Origin of the sequence: Sporanaerobacter sp. PP17-6a (assembly GCF_900095615.1) — a bacterium.
Taxonomy (GTDB): Bacteria; Bacillota; Clostridia; order Tissierellales; family Acidilutibacteraceae; genus Acidilutibacter; species Acidilutibacter cellobiosedens.
In genome coordinates, this window is the sequence record NZ_FMIF01000002.1 from 241,774 (window position 1) to 257,238 (window position 15,465).

The following is a 15,465-nucleotide window of genomic DNA, read 5'->3' on the forward strand; positions in this document are numbered from 1 at the left end:
TATTCACCCCTTATTTCATTTCTCCTTTTTTTCTTTATCTTCTTCGATTATAAGATCGGTAAATAGTATTCCGTCTAAGTGATCAATTTCATGGCATAATGCCCTGGCAAAAAGCCCTTCTCCTTCTACTTCTTTTCTGCTTCCGTCTATATCCGTATATTCAACCTTTACTTTTTCCGGCCTTTTAACCTTTCCGGTTATCCTCGGTATACTCAGGCAGCCTTCAAAATCAATCAATTCACCTTCCTGCTCAACTATATGAGGATCTATCAATTTATAAAGACCTTGCCCCGCATCTACAACTACGGCTCTTCTCAATACCCCCACTTGAGGTGCTGCAAGTCCTACTCCTTCTTTACTGTACATAGTTTCCGCCATATCGTCCAAAAGAATTTTTATTCTATCAGTAACATTATTTATTTCCTTAGCTTTTTTTCTTAAAATCGGATCTTTGGAATATCTAATTTTTCTAATTGCCATAACATTTTCCTCCTATAATATTGAACTGGGATTTATATCAATATTAAATTTAACTCCTCTATATTTTTTATCATCCCTATTATTTATACATACCCTTCTAATGATATCTTTTAACTGAAATAAATCTTCATCGGGGCATTTAAATAATATCTGCCATCTGTAATTATCCTTAATCTTCTCTATAAGTGCGGGATTAGGACCATATATATTTCCTATTAAATTATAATCATAAATAAATTCCAAATTTTTTATAATCTCACTATGTATATCTTTGGACACATTTATAACTCGTTCTTTTTCTTTTCCATATACAATAATACTCAAAATATTTGTAAAGGGCGGAAATTCAAATTCCTTTCTTAAGAGTATTTCCCTATCGAAAAAGCCTTCATAATTATAATCCTTTGCCATTTGAATACTGAAATGTTCGGGATTATAAGTCTGAACTATTACTCTTCCTTCAAAATCTCCCCTTCCCGCTCTCCCTGCCACTTGAGTCAGAAGCTGAAAAGTTCTCTCGCTTGATCTGTAATCAGGAAGGTTTAAACTGGTATCTGCGGCTATTATTCCAACTAAAGTTACATTAGGAAAATCAAGACCTTTTGAAATCATCTGGGTACCAATAAGTATATCTGTTTCTCCCCTTTTCATCCTTCCAAATATTTTTTCATGGCTTCCTTTTTTTGTCACCGTGTCTGTATCCATTCTTTCCACCGAGGCTTTAGGAAAATATTTTTTCACCTGTTCTTCAACCTTTTGAGTTCCTATACCAAAGTATTTTATATAATTACTCCCGCATTTAGGACAAATCTTGGGAGCAATCATTTCTTTTCCGCAATAATGGCACTTTAATTTATTTTCCTGTATATGATAAGTCATGGTTATATCACAGCTTTTACATTTTATCACATACCCGCATTTTCGGCAAGAAACAAAGGTAGAATACCCTCTTCTGTTTAAAAAAAGTATGGTCTGCTTGCCCTCTTTCAAATTTTCTTCTATTTCCCTATATAGCTTTCTGCTGAATATAGAATTGTTTCCATTGTTTAATTCTTCCCTCATGTCTATTATATCCATTACAGGCATCTTTTTATTGTTAATTCTTTTTTTTAAAACAAATAATTTTATTTCACCATTTAAAACACTATTATAAGTTTCAACAGACGGAGTAGCCGTACCCAATATTAAAGAACTTCCTTCCATGTCACATCTTTTTCTTGCTACTTCGTAAGCACTGTATTTAGGATTCATCCCTGATTTATAACTTGTTTCATGCTCTTCGTCAATTATAATAAGCCCCAAATTATTAAACGGAGCAAATACAGCCGATCTGGCTCCAATAGCTATTTTAACCTTTCCTTCCTTTATCTTTCTCCATTCGTCAAACCTTTCCCCGTAAGAAAGCTTGGAATGAAGAACCGCAACATTGCTCCCGAATCTTCCCACAAACCTTTCAATCGTTTGAGGTGTAAGGGATATCTCAGGTACCAATACTATTGTATCCTTTCCGGCCTTAATCATTTCTTCAATAATCTGAAGATAAATTTCTGTTTTTCCGCTTCCCGTTACTCCATGAATTAAAAAGGAACCATTTTTATTTATATCATCAAGTATTGTATTAAAACATTTTAGTTGTTCTGGTGTAAGTTTAAACCTTTTATAAGGGCTTATATCACTCTTGATGACATTCCTAAACACTTCTGTTTCGGTTACCTTTATTAAACCCTTATCAGCAAGGGCTTTTATAGTTTGATAGGAGGCTTTCGTATCTTCCATTAAATTTTTTATAAAAGCTCCTTTTTTTTTATAAAGATAATTGACTACCTCTATTTGTTTTTTTCCTCGGGAACTTATATCTTTTAAAATATCATCCTTACTTTGATTTGAACTTAAAGAAATATATTTTTCTAATTTTTTGTTTATTTTAGTTTCAATTTCCAAAGTATTATAAACTATATTTTTTTTCTTTAAATTATTAATAATCTTATTGGCATTCTCGTGATCCATAAATTTTTTAACATCATCTAAGTAACATTTTCCCTTTTGATTTATATATCCTACTATTTTTTCTTCTTCTTTTGTCAAATTTTTTAAAGGAACATTATTAACATTAAGAACAGTTCGAATTTCTTTAAAATCTCCCGGAGGCATAACCAAATGAAAAGCATCCAAATAAGAACATAAATAATTTTCTCTCATCCATAGGCTTAATTCAATCATATTTTTAGATAAAATAGGTTCAAAATCCAATGCATCTGCTATATATTTTAAATTTTTAGTCTTATCCTTCCATTCAAATATCCTTACAACTATTCCCTGAATAATTCTGTTTCCAACTCCGAAGGGAACTGCAACTCTCATTCCTTCCTGAATATTATCCTTCATTCTATCCTCTATTAAATAAGTAAAAGGTTTGTCCGTTTTTGAAGAATTATTATAAATAATTACCTGTGCTGCTAAATTTTCCATGGAAATCAACCTTCCCAATTTAAAAATAGTTATAACTTATCTCTTTTATCAATCAATTCCACTGCTTTATCCAATATAATTCCCGCTAATTTTCTTTTTTCCATTAGAGGATAATTGTCAACCACATCTTTATTATCAATTATTGAGACTATATTTGTATCCGTTCTAAATCCTGCGCCATCTTTGGAAATATCATTAACAACTATAAAGTCGAAATTTTTCTTTTTCAGTTTTCCCTTAGCATATTCTATGACATTATTTGTTTCTGCAGCAAACCCCACTATAATTTGGTTTTTTTTAAGTTTCCCAAAATGAACCGCTATATCCGGGTTCGGAACAAATTTAAGCTGTAGACTTTCCCCGTTTTTCTTAATTTTATCTTTGCTTACGGTTTCCGGTCTATAATCCAAAGGAGCAGCAGCCTTTATCAAAATATCGCAATCGCCAAAATTTTTTTCAACTGCATTTAACATTTCAATAGTAGTATTGATTTTTATTATCTCTACCCCATAAGGCGGGGTCAAATTTACCGGACCGGTTATGAGGACAACCTCTCCACCTCTTTTTTTAGCTTCTTCAGCTAAGGCATATCCCATTTTGCCGCTGGAAAAATTAGTCATATATCTCACCGGATCTAAAGGTTCTATTGTAGGTCCTGCAGTTATGACTATTTTCTTGTCTTTTAAATCATCTTTATGAAATGAATTAAATATATAATCCACTATAATTTCAGGCTCCGCCATCTTGCCTTCTCCATAATCTCCACAAGCAAGTCTTCCCTTCCCTGGTTTTATAAACTCATATCCCATTTCTGAAAGCTTCTTTATATTATCCTGAACTATAGGGTTTGTATACATATTCGTATTCATTGCCGGAGCAAAGATAACTTTTGCTCTGGTAGCCATAATAACCGTCGTGAGCATATCGTCAGCTATTCCGCTTGCAATCTTGCCTATTATATTTCCCGTGGCAGGAGCAATCAGAACAATATCCGCTTTTTTGGCAAGAGAAATATGTTCCACTTCAAAAGTCTTTGGCTCTTTAAACATATCAACATAAACAAAATTTTGGGATAAGGTTTGAAATGTCAATGGAGAAACAAATTCCACAGCAGATTTTGTCATAATCACATCTACATTTGAATTAAGTTTTTTGAGCCTGCTTACCACATCACATACCTTATAACATGCAATCCCTCCGCTTACTCCTATCAGTATATTTTTACCATTTAACATCTTATCCACCTACTTTATTCCCTTAATTTCAGGTCTTCTATAGGTTATTTTCCCCTCGGCTATTTCCTCAATAGCTATAGAAACAGGTTTCGTAGAATCTGTAGTAATATATGGCTTCGAGCCATCAACTATCTGCCTTGCTCTTTTAGACGCAAGAATAACAAGGGTATATCTGCTGTCAGCTTTTTTAGCCAACTCATTAATAGATGTATAAAACATATAGTATCCTCCTTAATCTAAAATTGATTTAATTACAGAACGCTGTCTCACTGCTCTGCATTTTTCGGCAATTATTATCGCCTCAATTTTTCTGACTGCATTCGGAACTTCATCGTTTATGACAAGATATTCATACTCAAAAGCCTTGTTTAATTCTTCATAAGCATTGCGAAGTCTTAAGGCTATATCTCTAAGGTTTTCTGTTCCCCTTTTTACTATTCTATTTTTGAGTTCATCTATTGAAGGCGGAAGTATGAATATAAAAACTCCTTCGGGATATATTTTCTTTACATTTAATGCTCCTTGAACATCTATTTCCAAAATAATATCTTCACCTTTTTTCAATTTTTCAAAAACAAATTGTTTAGGAGTTCCATAGTAATGGTTGTGAACAAAAGCATATTCCAAAAATTCATCATTATCTACCATCTCTTGAAATTTTTTTTCATCCATATAAAAATAATTTTCTCCGTATTCTTCTCCCTTTCTCGGAGAACGAGTAGTTGCCGAGACAGAAACACTTAATGATTTATTTCTGTTAAGTAGTTCTTCACATATTGTTCCTTTACCACATCCTGATGGTCCCGATATAACAATTAAAAGTCCCTTGCTCATCATAAATCCTTCTTTCTAATCTATATCACCATCAAAATTATCCTTATCATTAAATCTATGGGCTACAGTTTCAGGCTGAACTGCAGAAAGAATAACATGGTCACTGTCAGTTACAATAACTGCCCTTGTTCTTCTTCCATAAGTAGCATCAATTAATATTCCTCTGTCCCTTGCTTCCTGAATCATTCTTTTAATCGGAGCTGATTCGGGGCTAACAATTGCAATTATCCTGTTTGCTGAAACAATATTTCCAAAACCTATATTAACTAACTTAATACCCACAATTATACCTCCTGTTTTATTCAAAATTTTGTACTTGCTCTCTGATTTTCTCCAATTCACTCTTTGCTTCCACAACACAACTGTTTACTTCTATATCATTCACCTTTGAACCAATAGTATTTATTTCCCTGTTCATCTCTTGAATTAAAAAATCTAATTTTCTTCCTACGGACTCGTTTAATTCCAGACTTGACTCAAACTGATTTATATGGCTATAAAGCCTTACAATCTCCTCATTTATATTGCTCTTATCAGCAAAAAATACCACTTCATTCATTAATTTCTCTTCATCTAAATTAAACTCATCCCCCAATAGCTCTGAAACTCTTTTTCTTAATCCTTCTTTATATTCGTTTACTATGAAAGGAGCTTTTCTCTCTATACTCTTTATTATTTCTTTAAAGTTATTTATTTTTAACAACACATCTTTTTTAAGCTCCTCGCCTTCTTTAATTCTCATATTCATAATATAATCTACCGCATCCTCTACGGCAGGTTTAAGGCAATTCCATATTACCTCTTCATCCTCTTCTTTTCTCTGAATTTTTATAATTTCAGGTATGCTTACAATATTATCTAAAGTTACTTTTTCTTCAATATTCAATTCCTCAGCAACTCTCTCCAAGGCGGATTTGTATGATTTAGCAAGAGGTATATCCACATTAATATCTACATTTGTTTCATTAATATACTCTAAATTTATATATACTTCAACTCTTCCCCTGATTATATACTTCTTAATTATCTTCTTTACTCTCTCTTCCAGATATCCAATATGTTTGGGCATTTTGATAACAATATCATTATACCTATGATTCAGAGTCTTAATCTCCACAGTGAAACTATGTATACCATCGCTGCTTTCTCCTCTTCCAAAACCAGTCATACTTTTTATCATGGTATTATCTATCATCCTTTCCGCTACTATTATAAACCATTGTACCACAATTTACATGCCTGTCAATTTAAAACCATATAGAAATTATAATACTATTAAAGATATTTATCCATTGATTATTACAAAAAATTAAAATTTTATCCTTGTTTTATAGCTCGTAGAAAAATTCCATTTTTATTTATTTATTTTATAATATTTATTTTAATTAAAATAAATGCTATACTTTATATGATAAAAATTTATCTACAAAATTACTACGGAGGAATAAAGATGTCTTTTGATGGAATAGTTACAAGAGCTTTAGTAAAAGAATTAAATGAAAATATATACGGAGGAAGAATCGATAAGATATATCAGCAGGAAAAAGATGAAATACTTGTTCATATTCATAACAAAGGAGAAAATTACAAGCTTCTTATTTCAGTCAGCAGCAATAATTCCCGTGCTTACCTGACTAAAACTTCAAAATTAAATCCTGATAATCCTCCTATGTTTTGTATGCTTCTCAGAAAACATATTCAGGGAGGGTATATATTAAATATCGAACAGTTTCAACTGGATAGAGTTATATCCATGGATATTCAATCTCCCAATGAGATGGGAGAATTAACCGTTAAAACTTTAATATTTGAATTAATGGGAAAATGGAGCAATATAATACTTATAGAAAAATCCACAAAAAAGATTATTGATTCAATTAAAAGAGTTCCGGAAGGAGTAAGCAGAATAAGGCAGATACTTCCTGGACTAACATATGAATACCCCCCTTCTGAAGAAAAATTAAATCCTTTAAATTTAGATAAGAAAAATTTTTCAGAAAGAATTGGTGATACAAATAAGAACAGTCAAATATATAAATTCTTTTATAAAAATTATACGGGATTAAGCCCTTTAGTCAGTAGAGAAATATGCTACAGAGCAAATATTAACGGAGACAATTTATTGTCTTCAGTTAGCAATGAAGAAATGGAAAAAATATTTTTATCCTTCTCTGATCTAATAAAAGGTGTAAATACAAATAACTTTACCCCTAATATTATAAATGCAAAGTCTTTAGGCAAGGTATTCTTTCATGCCCTGGACATATTACAATTTAATCATTTTCCTAAAGAATACGATAATTCCATGAGTAAAATATTAGAAAAATTCTATGAAAAAAGGGATATATCAGATAGGATTTCCCAGAAGTCCTCATCTATTAAAAAGATAATCGAAACAAAGATGGAAAGATCAAGGAACAAACTTCTCAAGCAAAAGAAGGAACTGGTTGAAGCTCAAAAAAGGGATATATATAAGATATATGCAGATTTAATATCTGCCAATATTTATAAAATAGATAAAGGAATTAAGGAAATAAATTTAGAAAACTTTTATGATGAAAATTCAGAGGTAATTTCTATTCCTTTAGATGTAAAATTGTCCCCGTCACAAAACGCGCAAAAATACTATAAAAAATACGCAAAATTAAAAAATGCCGCAAAGCTTCTTGACCAGCAAATACCTCAAACCGAAGAAGAAATATCATATTTGGAAAATGTAATGATAGGAATAGAAAACTGTACAGATATAACTGAATTAGATGAAATCAAAGAGGAATTATTTAATGAAGGATATATAAAAAGCAATCCAAGGAATAAAAAGAAAAAGGAAACTATTGTTTCAAAACCATATCATTTTATTTCTTCAGATGGCATTGATATCTTCGTAGGCAAAAATAATAAACAAAACGATTATCTGACCTTAAAATTTGCGAACAGAGAGGATTTATGGCTTCACGGAAAGAATATTCCCGGAAGTCATGTGATAATAAGATTTAACGAAAATATACCTGAAACAACTATAATAGAGGGAGCCACATTGGCGGCTTATTTCAGCAGAGGAAAAAATTCTCAAAATGTCTCTGTAGATTATACTTTGAAAAAATATGTTAAAAAACCAAAGGGTTCAAAGCCCGGAATGGTAATATATGAAAATTACAAAACCATATATGTAAATCCGGATAAAGATATAATTGAAAAGATGAAAAGAGCGGAATGAATAGGAACTTTTTTCCTTTCTATTCTTTAATAATTACCTGTTCCAATTTATCCGTCTCTTTAAATTGTACACTTATAACTTCACTTTTTTTAGTAGGCACATTCTTGCCTACATAATCTGGCCTTATGGGAAATTCTCTATGACCTCTGTCTATTAATACCGCTAGCTGGACTCTTTTAGGCCTTCCCTTATCTATTAACGCATCTAATGCTGCTCTTACGGTTCTTCCCGTAAAAATAACGTCATCACATAATATTATTGTCTTATTATCAATATCAACATCTATGCTGTTATTTTTTACTATGGGATCTTTATAAATTTTCGTCAGATCGTCCCTGTAAAAAGTAATATCTAAAACTACAACAGAAAGTTTTATTCCCTCTATTTCAAATATTTTTGATGATAATCTCTCGGCAAAGGGAACTCCTCTTGTTTTAATTCCCACAAAGATTAAATCATTGGTCCCCTTGTTTTTTTCAATTATTTCATTGGCAATTCTTGTAATAGCTCTTTGAATTGCCTTTTCGTTCATTATTAGAGCTTTTGTATTCATTTCATTCTCCTTCTTTTATATCCAATATTTTAAGTACCCTTTTAAAATATTCAGGAATATCACAAGTAAATTCCATATGCTTCCCACTAACGGGATGATTAAAAACAATTTTCCCTGCATGAAGAAGTTGTCCCTTTAATTTAAATTCCTCCTTAAAATTCGAATAAAGAGGGTCTCCCACTACAGGATGATTGATATATGCCATGTGAACCCTTATTTGATGAGTTCTTCCTGTTTCCAATTTTAGTTTTAATAAAGTATATTTTCCGTATCTCTTTAGTACCTTAAAATGAGTAACGGCTTTTCTACCATTCTCGTAAACTACCGCCATCTTCTTTCTATTTTTGGGATCTCTACCTATAGGCTTATCTATAGTTCCATCATCTTCTTTTATATTTCCATGAACCAAAGCCGTATAAATTCTATCTATGGAATGAGATTTCAAATCTTCTGATAATACTCTATGGGATGTGTCATTCTTCGCTATAATAAGAAGCCCAGACGTATCCTTATCAATCCTATGAACTATTCCGGGCCTTATAATCCCATTAATTGACGACAGACTGTCCATGTGATAAAGAAGAGCATTGACTAAAGTATTGGAATAATTCCCTGGTGCGGGATGAACCACCATTCCTTGAGGTTTATTAATTACCCCTATATCCTTATCTTCATATACAATATCAATAGGAATATTTTGAGGTTTTATATCCAAAACCTTAGGAGGAGGAATATTTACTATTATATGCTCTCCTTCTTTGACTATATGCTTTGGTTTGACGTGATTTCCGTTTACCGTAATCAATTGATTTTTAATAAGGCCTTGAACGTAGCTCCTTGATACATTATTTAGTTCTTGGGCTAAGTAAGAATCTATTCTCTCTCCATCTTCTTCCCCTACATATATTTCAACTATATCCATTATAGCCCCCTACTGACTTCATATTTATTGAAAATAACCATATAAATAATCATAACAGTCGATATAACAACGAAACTATCAGCAACATTAAATACAGGGAAATTATACCTGTTTAAAAAGCGAAAACTTATAAAGTCAATTACATATCCCAATCTGATTCTGTCTATTAAATTGCCTATTGCCCCAGCCATAAGCATAACTAAGGCTAATTTCATGGAATTACTCAGATAATAAAAATTCCTTTTCAAAAATATAATTATTATTAAGATTACTATAAAAGTCATAATCAGAAAAAATATTTTTCGATTTTGAAGTATCCCGAAAGCTGCCCCATAATTTTCCACATAATGAAATTGAAGAAAATTTTTTATTATTACAACGGGACTTTCAGCTTTTAAGTATTTTACCACGATATATTTTGATAATTGATCAAGTATCAGTATCAGTATAAATATTCCATACAGCAAAATTTTGCCCTCCTTAAGATAGTTTATTTACTTATATTTTAATCCAATACATGAATTTATACAACAAAAAAAGCCAGTATTCCTACTACCAGCTAATTTTTTTATAACCCATAGGAAAGCTTTATTCTTCCTTAATTTGTGCTTTCCATCAATGGGTTTCAAAAAAGGCTTCATTAATTTATTTTAATCGAGGCCTTTTTTGTAATATTCTTCAGAAATCTTTTCTACTTCTTCTACCGTTCCAGTATCATCTTCATCCAACATTCCTCTGTAATCGCCGGTGGAAAAGGACGGATCATTTTTTACTCTGTTATATCTGTCGACAGCCTGATAACTGTCTTCACTGTCAAATTCTACTTTATCACCATTAGCAGGAAAAAATGATTTCATACTTTCAGGTTTTGTTTCAAATATCTTTTCTTCATCGGATAACGCCTTTTTCTTTGAACATTCAGCACACAAATTCGCATAAGGAATTATTTCAAGCCTTTCATCTTCTATTTTTCTCCCGCAATTATCACATAATCCAAATTTATCATTATATAATTTACTCTCAGATACTTCTATTTCCTTTAAAGTATCATTTAACTTATCTTTCATTCCTTTATCCTGTTCCATCATAAACATTTCGGTTCCCAAATCTCCGGGATGGTTGTCATAAAAAGATAATTCACTATAATATCTTTCCATGGAACTTGAATCATCGGAATATTCCATTCTTTCTATTATCTTTTCAACTTTTTTCTTTTCGGAGCCCAACAATTTTTTATAATGTTCTATCTTTTCTTTATTCATTGCATTCCTCCTAATGAAGATAATATTGAACTATATTTACTATTTCAGCTATAAAACTTCCAATCAAAGGAATATTTAATTTTATTAATCTTTGTAAAAAGTAAACTACTAATGCTCCAAGGATAGTAAAACCGACTGCCATACCAAACCCCCTGGCCAACCCCTGAATAAAATTTAAATACAGAAGTTTTTTTCGGTTATTGATTAGATCAACATACTCTCCTATTTTACTTTTCTCTAAATTTAATGCAATATCATCAATTTTTTTTTCAATTTCTTTTTTCCTTCTCAATCTTCTCCCCTCATAAATAATATCTCCAAATTAATAAGAATAATTCAATTTTATAATATGAATAGGACTTGCCTATGGAGTATAAAAAAATGGAGGTTATTCCTCCATTCCTTTATCTTCTTCTAATTCGGAAGATACTGCTATTTCCTTGTCCGTTACATTAGTATTGCTGTTATTTTTATCAATTCGCCTATAATATTCATCCATTGTTGTCAATTGGGATTCAATTAAAGATTTAAAGCGAGTAGTAAAAACAAATACCTCTTTTTTTAGTTCTTCATATTCCTTTCTGATATTGCGCACTTCCTCATTGGCATTCTGAATAATACCCTTAGATTGACTCTCGGCTTCCGATATTATCAATTCGGCTTTTTTCCTTGCTGTAGTTGTTACTTCTTCGGCAGTACTTTGAGCGACTATAAGAGTATTCTTCAAGGTATCCTCCAAATTATCATATTGTTTTAGCTGGTCTGTCAACATCGTAATTTTATCCTTCAGCTCAATATTTTCTTTATAAACCTTCTCATAATCCAATATGATTTCATCAAGAAAAATATCAACTTCAGTCTCCTTATATCCTCTAAAAGCCCTTTTAAATTCCTTATTTTGAATATCCAGTGGCGTAAGCATGTTTTTTCACTCCATTTACTTATATATTCTTACAGTAGCTCTAAATTTATTTTTTTTATTTATTCCATCTAAAGATATAATTTTAGATCTACCATATCCTCTTACAGAAATTAAGTCCCCCTCTTTAACCTCAAAAAAAGATTTTGAAATAGGCTGCCAATTAACTTTTACTTTGTTGAGTTTAATAATCTCTAAACTCTCATTTCTGGATAAATCATAAGAATTACTCATTACAACATCTAACCTTAAAGAAGATAAAGATACCTTTTTATCTTCATAAACTTCTTCAGGTAATTTTAAATCTTCTTGTCTTATTTCCTCTATGTAAACTTTTTCTTTGCCCACAGTTTTTAGATTATAGAGCAAATAATCTTTAATATCATTTTTTATTATTATTTGAGTTTCATCCTTATGTATTAAAATATCCCCAATTTTTTCTCGTCTTATTCGTAAACTCATAATTGCACCTAAAAAATCTTTATGATTTAAATTTTCAAATCTTCCTTTAATGGATAAAGGACACAGATCCGCTTTTACATCTTCAAATGACATGTAATCAGGATATATAAGGATAATTTTTCTTTCCGAATTTTTAATCAAACCTTCTTCCTTATAAGATATTTCAGGAAATCTATTTAAAATGCTCTTTGAAATTCTAATTTCATAAGGATCTAAAAAATCCGTTGAACAAACAGTATAGCTTTTAATAACCTTCTCAATTTTATCCAATAATTTTCTGGCATTAAGAATTTGATTCTTATCTTTTATATTAACAATATACTTATTTTTGTCCTCAATCATCTTATCACCATATTAAAATATAATTGCAATTAAAAAATAAGAAATGAGCCTTAGAAAAATAATAGCCAGTATAGGTGAAAAATCAATCATCATAGTATTAAGTCCGACTCTTTCCAACAATCCTCTGCAAGGCCCCAATATAGGTTCTGTCATCTCATAAATAAAGTTGCTCAGAAAACTACCTCTTAATGAAGGAATAAAGGACATAAATGCCCTTACTATTATCAATATTTCTATAATATAAAACAATATGTTTATAGAACGATATAAAACCATCATAATTATAACCTCTTATCTTTCTCCCTATTTACCAAGAGAATATCCCCTTACTTTTGATTTCGTCAGTAAGGCTTCCATCTATTTCCACATTGCTTGGCGCTAAAACAAAAATATCCTTAGTGACTTTTTGAATATTCCCTTCTAATGAGTATAAACCTCCACTAATAAAATCAAAAATCTGTCTTTTAACCTCTCCATCCAATTTCTCCAAATTAATAATTACGGTTTTCCTCATTTTTAAATCATCAACGATTCTTGGAGCATCCTCATATGCCATAGGTTCGTGAACTATTATTTTCATATTGGCATTAGTATGAATATTTACAACTTTATTATTCATCTTTGTAGCTTTTGTAGTTAAAGGTAATTCAGAATCTTCATTTTCGTCAAATTCTTCCTCTTCTTCATCATCTAAATCATCAATTCCAATAAAATACTTAACCTTATTTAAAAAATCCGACATAATAACCCCTCCTATTTATATATTCTTTTCCCAAACAAACCTGTACCTATTCTAACAATATTTGAGCCTTCTTCTAACGCTATAGTGTAATCATTTGTCATTCCCATGGAGTAGTACTTCATTTCTAAATTGGGATAGCTTTTTCTCTCAATTTCCTCCCCCAATTTTTTTAAATCTCTAAAAACATATCTTACTTCTTCAGGATTTTCTGCAAAAGGTGCAATGGTCATTAATCCCTTGATTTTAATATTTTTGAAATCCAAAATTTGTTCAATAAAAGGTATTGTTTCCTCTTTCTTTAATCCAAATTTTGATTCTTCTTCAGCTATATTTACCTCCAAAAGCACTTCCTTAACAATATTTTCGGCTTCTGCCTTTTTATTTATTTCCTTTGCAAGAGACAATCTATCTAAAGAATGAATCAATTTTACCTTATCAATAATATATTTAACTTTATTTGTCTGAAGATGCCCTATAAAATGCCATATCGCATCTCCACTTATTTCCGGAAATTTCTCAGTTAGCTCTTGAGCTTTATTCTCTCCGATATTTTTTACTCCCAATTCCAGCATAGCATTGATTTTTTCCGGATTAACTGTTTTTGTAACCGCCAATAAAGTTACATCTTCTCTTTTTCTCCCCATTTTTAAAAGAGTGTTATTAATATTTTCCTCTACTCTGTCTAAATTATCCTTTAATTCAGCTTTAATTTCCTCATAGTTGTCAATCAACTATCTGTCCCTCCTTAACACTGTCACCATTTATAATTATTTCATCAAACAGACCTACGGTCTTTCTTGTTTCATCTCCATCTTTTAGTTTAATATAATTATTCCCATCACCTTCCTGTATTATTGCATATTCATCATTATGGCCTAATATTATTACAGGTCTAAATCTAATTATTCCACTAATATCTTTTATATAAATACCCTTTAATCCATCTACATCACATATGGATTTCAACGGTACTTTTATTCCTTCATACTTAGCTTTTACTATATTTATATCTATATAACGCTTATTATAAAAATCTTGGAAAAAAGAATTAAATTTTAATATCAGCAATGCCTTACCATCTCTTTTTTCTATTTTCTCCACTTTCCCTTTGATTCTATCTTTACCGTCATTAGCAGTTATTTCCACTGTATTTCCTGTCTCAAGTGATTCTATCTTTTTACTGTCATCTACTATACAACCGATATACCATTCAAAATTATAAATTATTTTAAAAATAAAATCTCCTGTTTCAACCTTATCATTATTTTTTATTTTCTTTTCCTTTAAGTTAACTCTTTCAAACTTGTCCAAAGTATAATTGTCCAAATTTTCGGCTGAATAGATATCCTCCAATCCATCGCTGTCAAAACTTACGATTCCGCATTCTTTAGAAAAGTAATTTATAGTATTATCGGATATTTCTTTAATTAATTCAGCTTTTCTTTTATTAAGATTATCCAAACTCTGTTTAAGAAGAGTATTTTCTCCGGAAACATCTGTATTCTTCCCCATATTAAGATAAATATTTTCCTTTACTAAAGAAACGTCATCAAAATCCTCTTTACTTATTTTATCCTGTAAAAGCTCAATGGTCTCGCTTAAGTTTTCTTTTACTTCTTTTTTGTCTGTTTTTAATGATTTGCCTTCCTTATCAGCTTTTTTCAAATTTTCAATTTTACTATTTACTTCTTTCAGTTCTTCTTCTAAAGCTGATTTATCATCTGTTAGAGAAATACTTGCAATTTTTTTCCCCGCTCCTGCTCTATCTCCTTCTTTATAATATGTAGAAATTTTCCCATTTCCTTCTGATTTATAAACATCTTCTTTTTTTATCACTACACCTTCAGCTTTTACTACATCCTCCAATTCACCCTCTTCTGCAAGGGTAGTTTTAAATGTGGTAGCATAAAAAGTAGGAACGGTTCTAAAAATCAAATATGCTAATATAAAAAAAATCAATATGAGCCTTAATCGTTTTTTATTTTTTCTTTTTCTATCACGTTCCTCCTTTGACATGGCTATCACCTT

19 protein-coding genes are annotated in these 15,465 nt (G+C 30.8%); 1 reads left to right on the forward strand and 18 read right to left on the reverse strand.

The window, feature by feature from the left end; all coding sequences use genetic code 11:
* Nucleotides 1-15: 15 nt before the first annotated feature.
* The 7 genes from def to PP176A_RS02330 are packed head-to-tail and all read right to left on the reverse strand — an operon-like array spanning nucleotide 16 to nucleotide 6,246.
* Nucleotides 16-480 carry a peptide deformylase gene (gene def, locus PP176A_RS02300; RefSeq protein WP_071138825.1) on the reverse strand — a complete coding sequence of 155 codons (465 nt, stop codon included), beginning with the start codon at nucleotides 478-480 and terminating at the stop codon, nucleotides 16-18.
* Between the two features lie 12 nt (nucleotides 481-492).
* Nucleotides 493-2,949 carry a primosomal protein N' gene (priA, locus tag PP176A_RS02305; RefSeq protein WP_071138826.1) on the reverse strand — a complete coding sequence of 819 codons (2,457 nt, stop codon included), beginning with the start codon at nucleotides 2,947-2,949 and terminating at the stop codon, nucleotides 493-495.
* Nucleotides 2,950-2,978: 29 nt separating this feature from the next.
* The gene (gene coaBC / locus PP176A_RS02310) at nucleotides 2,979-4,184 is read right to left on the reverse strand and encodes a bifunctional phosphopantothenoylcysteine decarboxylase/phosphopantothenate--cysteine ligase CoaBC (protein WP_071138827.1); all 1,206 of its coding nucleotides are present in this window, start codon (nucleotides 4,182-4,184) and stop codon (nucleotides 2,979-2,981) included.
* 9 nt (nucleotides 4,185-4,193) lie between these two features.
* On the reverse strand, nucleotides 4,194-4,403 hold the full coding sequence (gene rpoZ / locus PP176A_RS02315; RefSeq protein WP_071138828.1) for a DNA-directed RNA polymerase subunit omega: 210 nt from the start codon (nucleotides 4,401-4,403) through the stop codon (nucleotides 4,194-4,196).
* A gap of 12 nt (nucleotides 4,404-4,415) precedes the next feature.
* Nucleotides 4,416-5,018: a guanylate kinase gene (gene gmk, locus PP176A_RS02320; RefSeq protein ID WP_200795945.1), complete on the reverse strand. Its 603-nt coding sequence runs from the start codon at nucleotides 5,016-5,018 to the stop codon at nucleotides 4,416-4,418.
* Nucleotides 5,019-5,033: 15 nt separating this feature from the next.
* The gene (remA, locus tag PP176A_RS02325; protein WP_441296101.1) at nucleotides 5,034-5,294 is read right to left on the reverse strand and encodes an extracellular matrix/biofilm regulator RemA; all 261 of its coding nucleotides are present in this window, start codon (nucleotides 5,292-5,294) and stop codon (nucleotides 5,034-5,036) included.
* 22 nt (nucleotides 5,295-5,316) lie between these two features.
* The gene (locus PP176A_RS02330) at nucleotides 5,317-6,246 is read right to left on the reverse strand and encodes a YicC/YloC family endoribonuclease (RefSeq protein WP_234958750.1); all 930 of its coding nucleotides are present in this window, start codon (nucleotides 6,244-6,246) and stop codon (nucleotides 5,317-5,319) included.
* 222 nt (nucleotides 6,247-6,468) lie between these two features.
* Between PP176A_RS02330 and PP176A_RS02335 the strand changes: the two genes are divergently transcribed.
* Complete coding sequence (locus tag PP176A_RS02335) at nucleotides 6,469-8,235, forward strand: Rqc2 family fibronectin-binding protein (RefSeq protein WP_071138832.1); 1,767 nt, start codon at nucleotides 6,469-6,471, stop codon at nucleotides 8,233-8,235.
* 19 nt (nucleotides 8,236-8,254) lie between these two features.
* On the opposite strand, the gene pyrR is transcribed toward PP176A_RS02335, so the two are convergent.
* The 11 genes from pyrR to PP176A_RS02390 form a co-directional block, all read right to left on the reverse strand.
* Nucleotides 8,255-8,788, reverse strand: a complete 534-nt coding sequence (gene pyrR, locus PP176A_RS02340) for a bifunctional pyr operon transcriptional regulator/uracil phosphoribosyltransferase PyrR (protein ID WP_071138833.1) — start codon at nucleotides 8,786-8,788, stop codon at nucleotides 8,255-8,257.
* 1 nt (nucleotide 8,789) lies between these two features.
* Nucleotides 8,790-9,710, reverse strand: coding sequence for an RluA family pseudouridine synthase (locus PP176A_RS02345; RefSeq protein ID WP_071138834.1), 921 nt, complete (start codon nucleotides 9,708-9,710; stop codon nucleotides 8,790-8,792).
* Nucleotides 9,710-10,204 (reverse strand): signal peptidase II, encoded by a 495-nt coding sequence (lspA, locus tag PP176A_RS02350; protein ID WP_306341337.1) that lies wholly within the window; start codon nucleotides 10,202-10,204, stop codon nucleotides 9,710-9,712. The genes PP176A_RS02345 and lspA overlap by 1 nt, the downstream gene beginning before the upstream one ends.
* A gap of 156 nt (nucleotides 10,205-10,360) precedes the next feature.
* Nucleotides 10,361-10,972: a TraR/DksA C4-type zinc finger protein gene (locus tag PP176A_RS02355; protein WP_071138836.1), complete on the reverse strand. Its 612-nt coding sequence runs from the start codon at nucleotides 10,970-10,972 to the stop codon at nucleotides 10,361-10,363.
* Nucleotides 10,973-10,982: 10 nt separating this feature from the next.
* Nucleotides 10,983-11,264: a DUF5665 domain-containing protein gene (locus PP176A_RS02360; protein WP_071138837.1), complete on the reverse strand. Its 282-nt coding sequence runs from the start codon at nucleotides 11,262-11,264 to the stop codon at nucleotides 10,983-10,985.
* 96 nt (nucleotides 11,265-11,360) lie between these two features.
* Nucleotides 11,361-11,894, reverse strand: coding sequence for a DivIVA domain-containing protein (locus PP176A_RS02365; RefSeq protein ID WP_071138838.1), 534 nt, complete (start codon nucleotides 11,892-11,894; stop codon nucleotides 11,361-11,363).
* Between the two features lie 15 nt (nucleotides 11,895-11,909).
* Entirely contained in the window at nucleotides 11,910-12,494 is a 585-nt protein-coding gene (locus tag PP176A_RS02370; protein WP_159429023.1) for a YlmH family RNA-binding protein, read from the reverse strand.
* A gap of 213 nt (nucleotides 12,495-12,707) precedes the next feature.
* Entirely contained in the window at nucleotides 12,708-12,974 is a 267-nt protein-coding gene (locus PP176A_RS02375; protein ID WP_071138840.1) for a YggT family protein, read from the reverse strand.
* 28 nt (nucleotides 12,975-13,002) lie between these two features.
* The gene (locus PP176A_RS02380; RefSeq protein WP_071138841.1) at nucleotides 13,003-13,437 is read right to left on the reverse strand and encodes a cell division protein SepF; all 435 of its coding nucleotides are present in this window, start codon (nucleotides 13,435-13,437) and stop codon (nucleotides 13,003-13,005) included.
* 11 nt (nucleotides 13,438-13,448) lie between these two features.
* On the reverse strand, nucleotides 13,449-14,168 hold the full coding sequence (locus PP176A_RS02385; protein ID WP_234958752.1) for a YggS family pyridoxal phosphate-dependent enzyme: 720 nt from the start codon (nucleotides 14,166-14,168) through the stop codon (nucleotides 13,449-13,451).
* The gene (locus tag PP176A_RS02390; RefSeq protein ID WP_071138842.1) at nucleotides 14,161-15,453 is read right to left on the reverse strand and encodes an HlyD family efflux transporter periplasmic adaptor subunit; all 1,293 of its coding nucleotides are present in this window, start codon (nucleotides 15,451-15,453) and stop codon (nucleotides 14,161-14,163) included. The genes PP176A_RS02385 and PP176A_RS02390 overlap by 8 nt, the downstream gene beginning before the upstream one ends.
* Nucleotides 15,454-15,465: the final 12 nt, after the last annotated feature.

Coding starts and splice junctions, on each gene's coding strand:
- def (WP_071138825.1), bottom strand. CDS start 480: ATGGCAATTAGAAAAATTAGATATTCCAAAGATCCGATTTTAAGAAAA.
- priA (WP_071138826.1), bottom strand. CDS start 2,949: ATGGAAAATTTAGCAGCACAGGTAATTATTTATAATAATTCTTCAAAA.
- coaBC (WP_071138827.1), bottom strand. CDS start 4,184: ATGTTAAATGGTAAAAATATACTGATAGGAGTAAGCGGAGGGATTGCA.
- rpoZ (WP_071138828.1), bottom strand. CDS start 4,403: ATGTTTTATACATCTATTAATGAGTTGGCTAAAAAAGCTGACAGCAGA.
- gmk (WP_200795945.1), bottom strand. CDS start 5,018: ATGAGCAAGGGACTTTTAATTGTTATATCGGGACCATCAGGATGTGGT.
- PP176A_RS02335 (WP_071138832.1), top strand. CDS start 6,469: ATGTCTTTTGATGGAATAGTTACAAGAGCTTTAGTAAAAGAATTAAAT.
- pyrR (WP_071138833.1), bottom strand. CDS start 8,788: ATGAATACAAAAGCTCTAATAATGAACGAAAAGGCAATTCAAAGAGCT.
- PP176A_RS02345 (WP_071138834.1), bottom strand. CDS start 9,710: ATGGATATAGTTGAAATATATGTAGGGGAAGAAGATGGAGAGAGAATA.
- PP176A_RS02355 (WP_071138836.1), bottom strand. CDS start 10,972: ATGAATAAAGAAAAGATAGAACATTATAAAAAATTGTTGGGCTCCGAA.
- PP176A_RS02365 (WP_071138838.1), bottom strand. CDS start 11,894: ATGCTTACGCCACTGGATATTCAAAATAAGGAATTTAAAAGGGCTTTT.
- PP176A_RS02375 (WP_071138840.1), bottom strand. CDS start 12,974: ATGATGGTTTTATATCGTTCTATAAACATATTGTTTTATATTATAGAA.
- PP176A_RS02380 (WP_071138841.1), bottom strand. CDS start 13,437: ATGTCGGATTTTTTAAATAAGGTTAAGTATTTTATTGGAATTGATGAT.
- PP176A_RS02390 (WP_071138842.1), bottom strand. CDS start 15,453: ATGTCAAAGGAGGAACGTGATAGAAAAAGAAAAAATAAAAAACGATTA.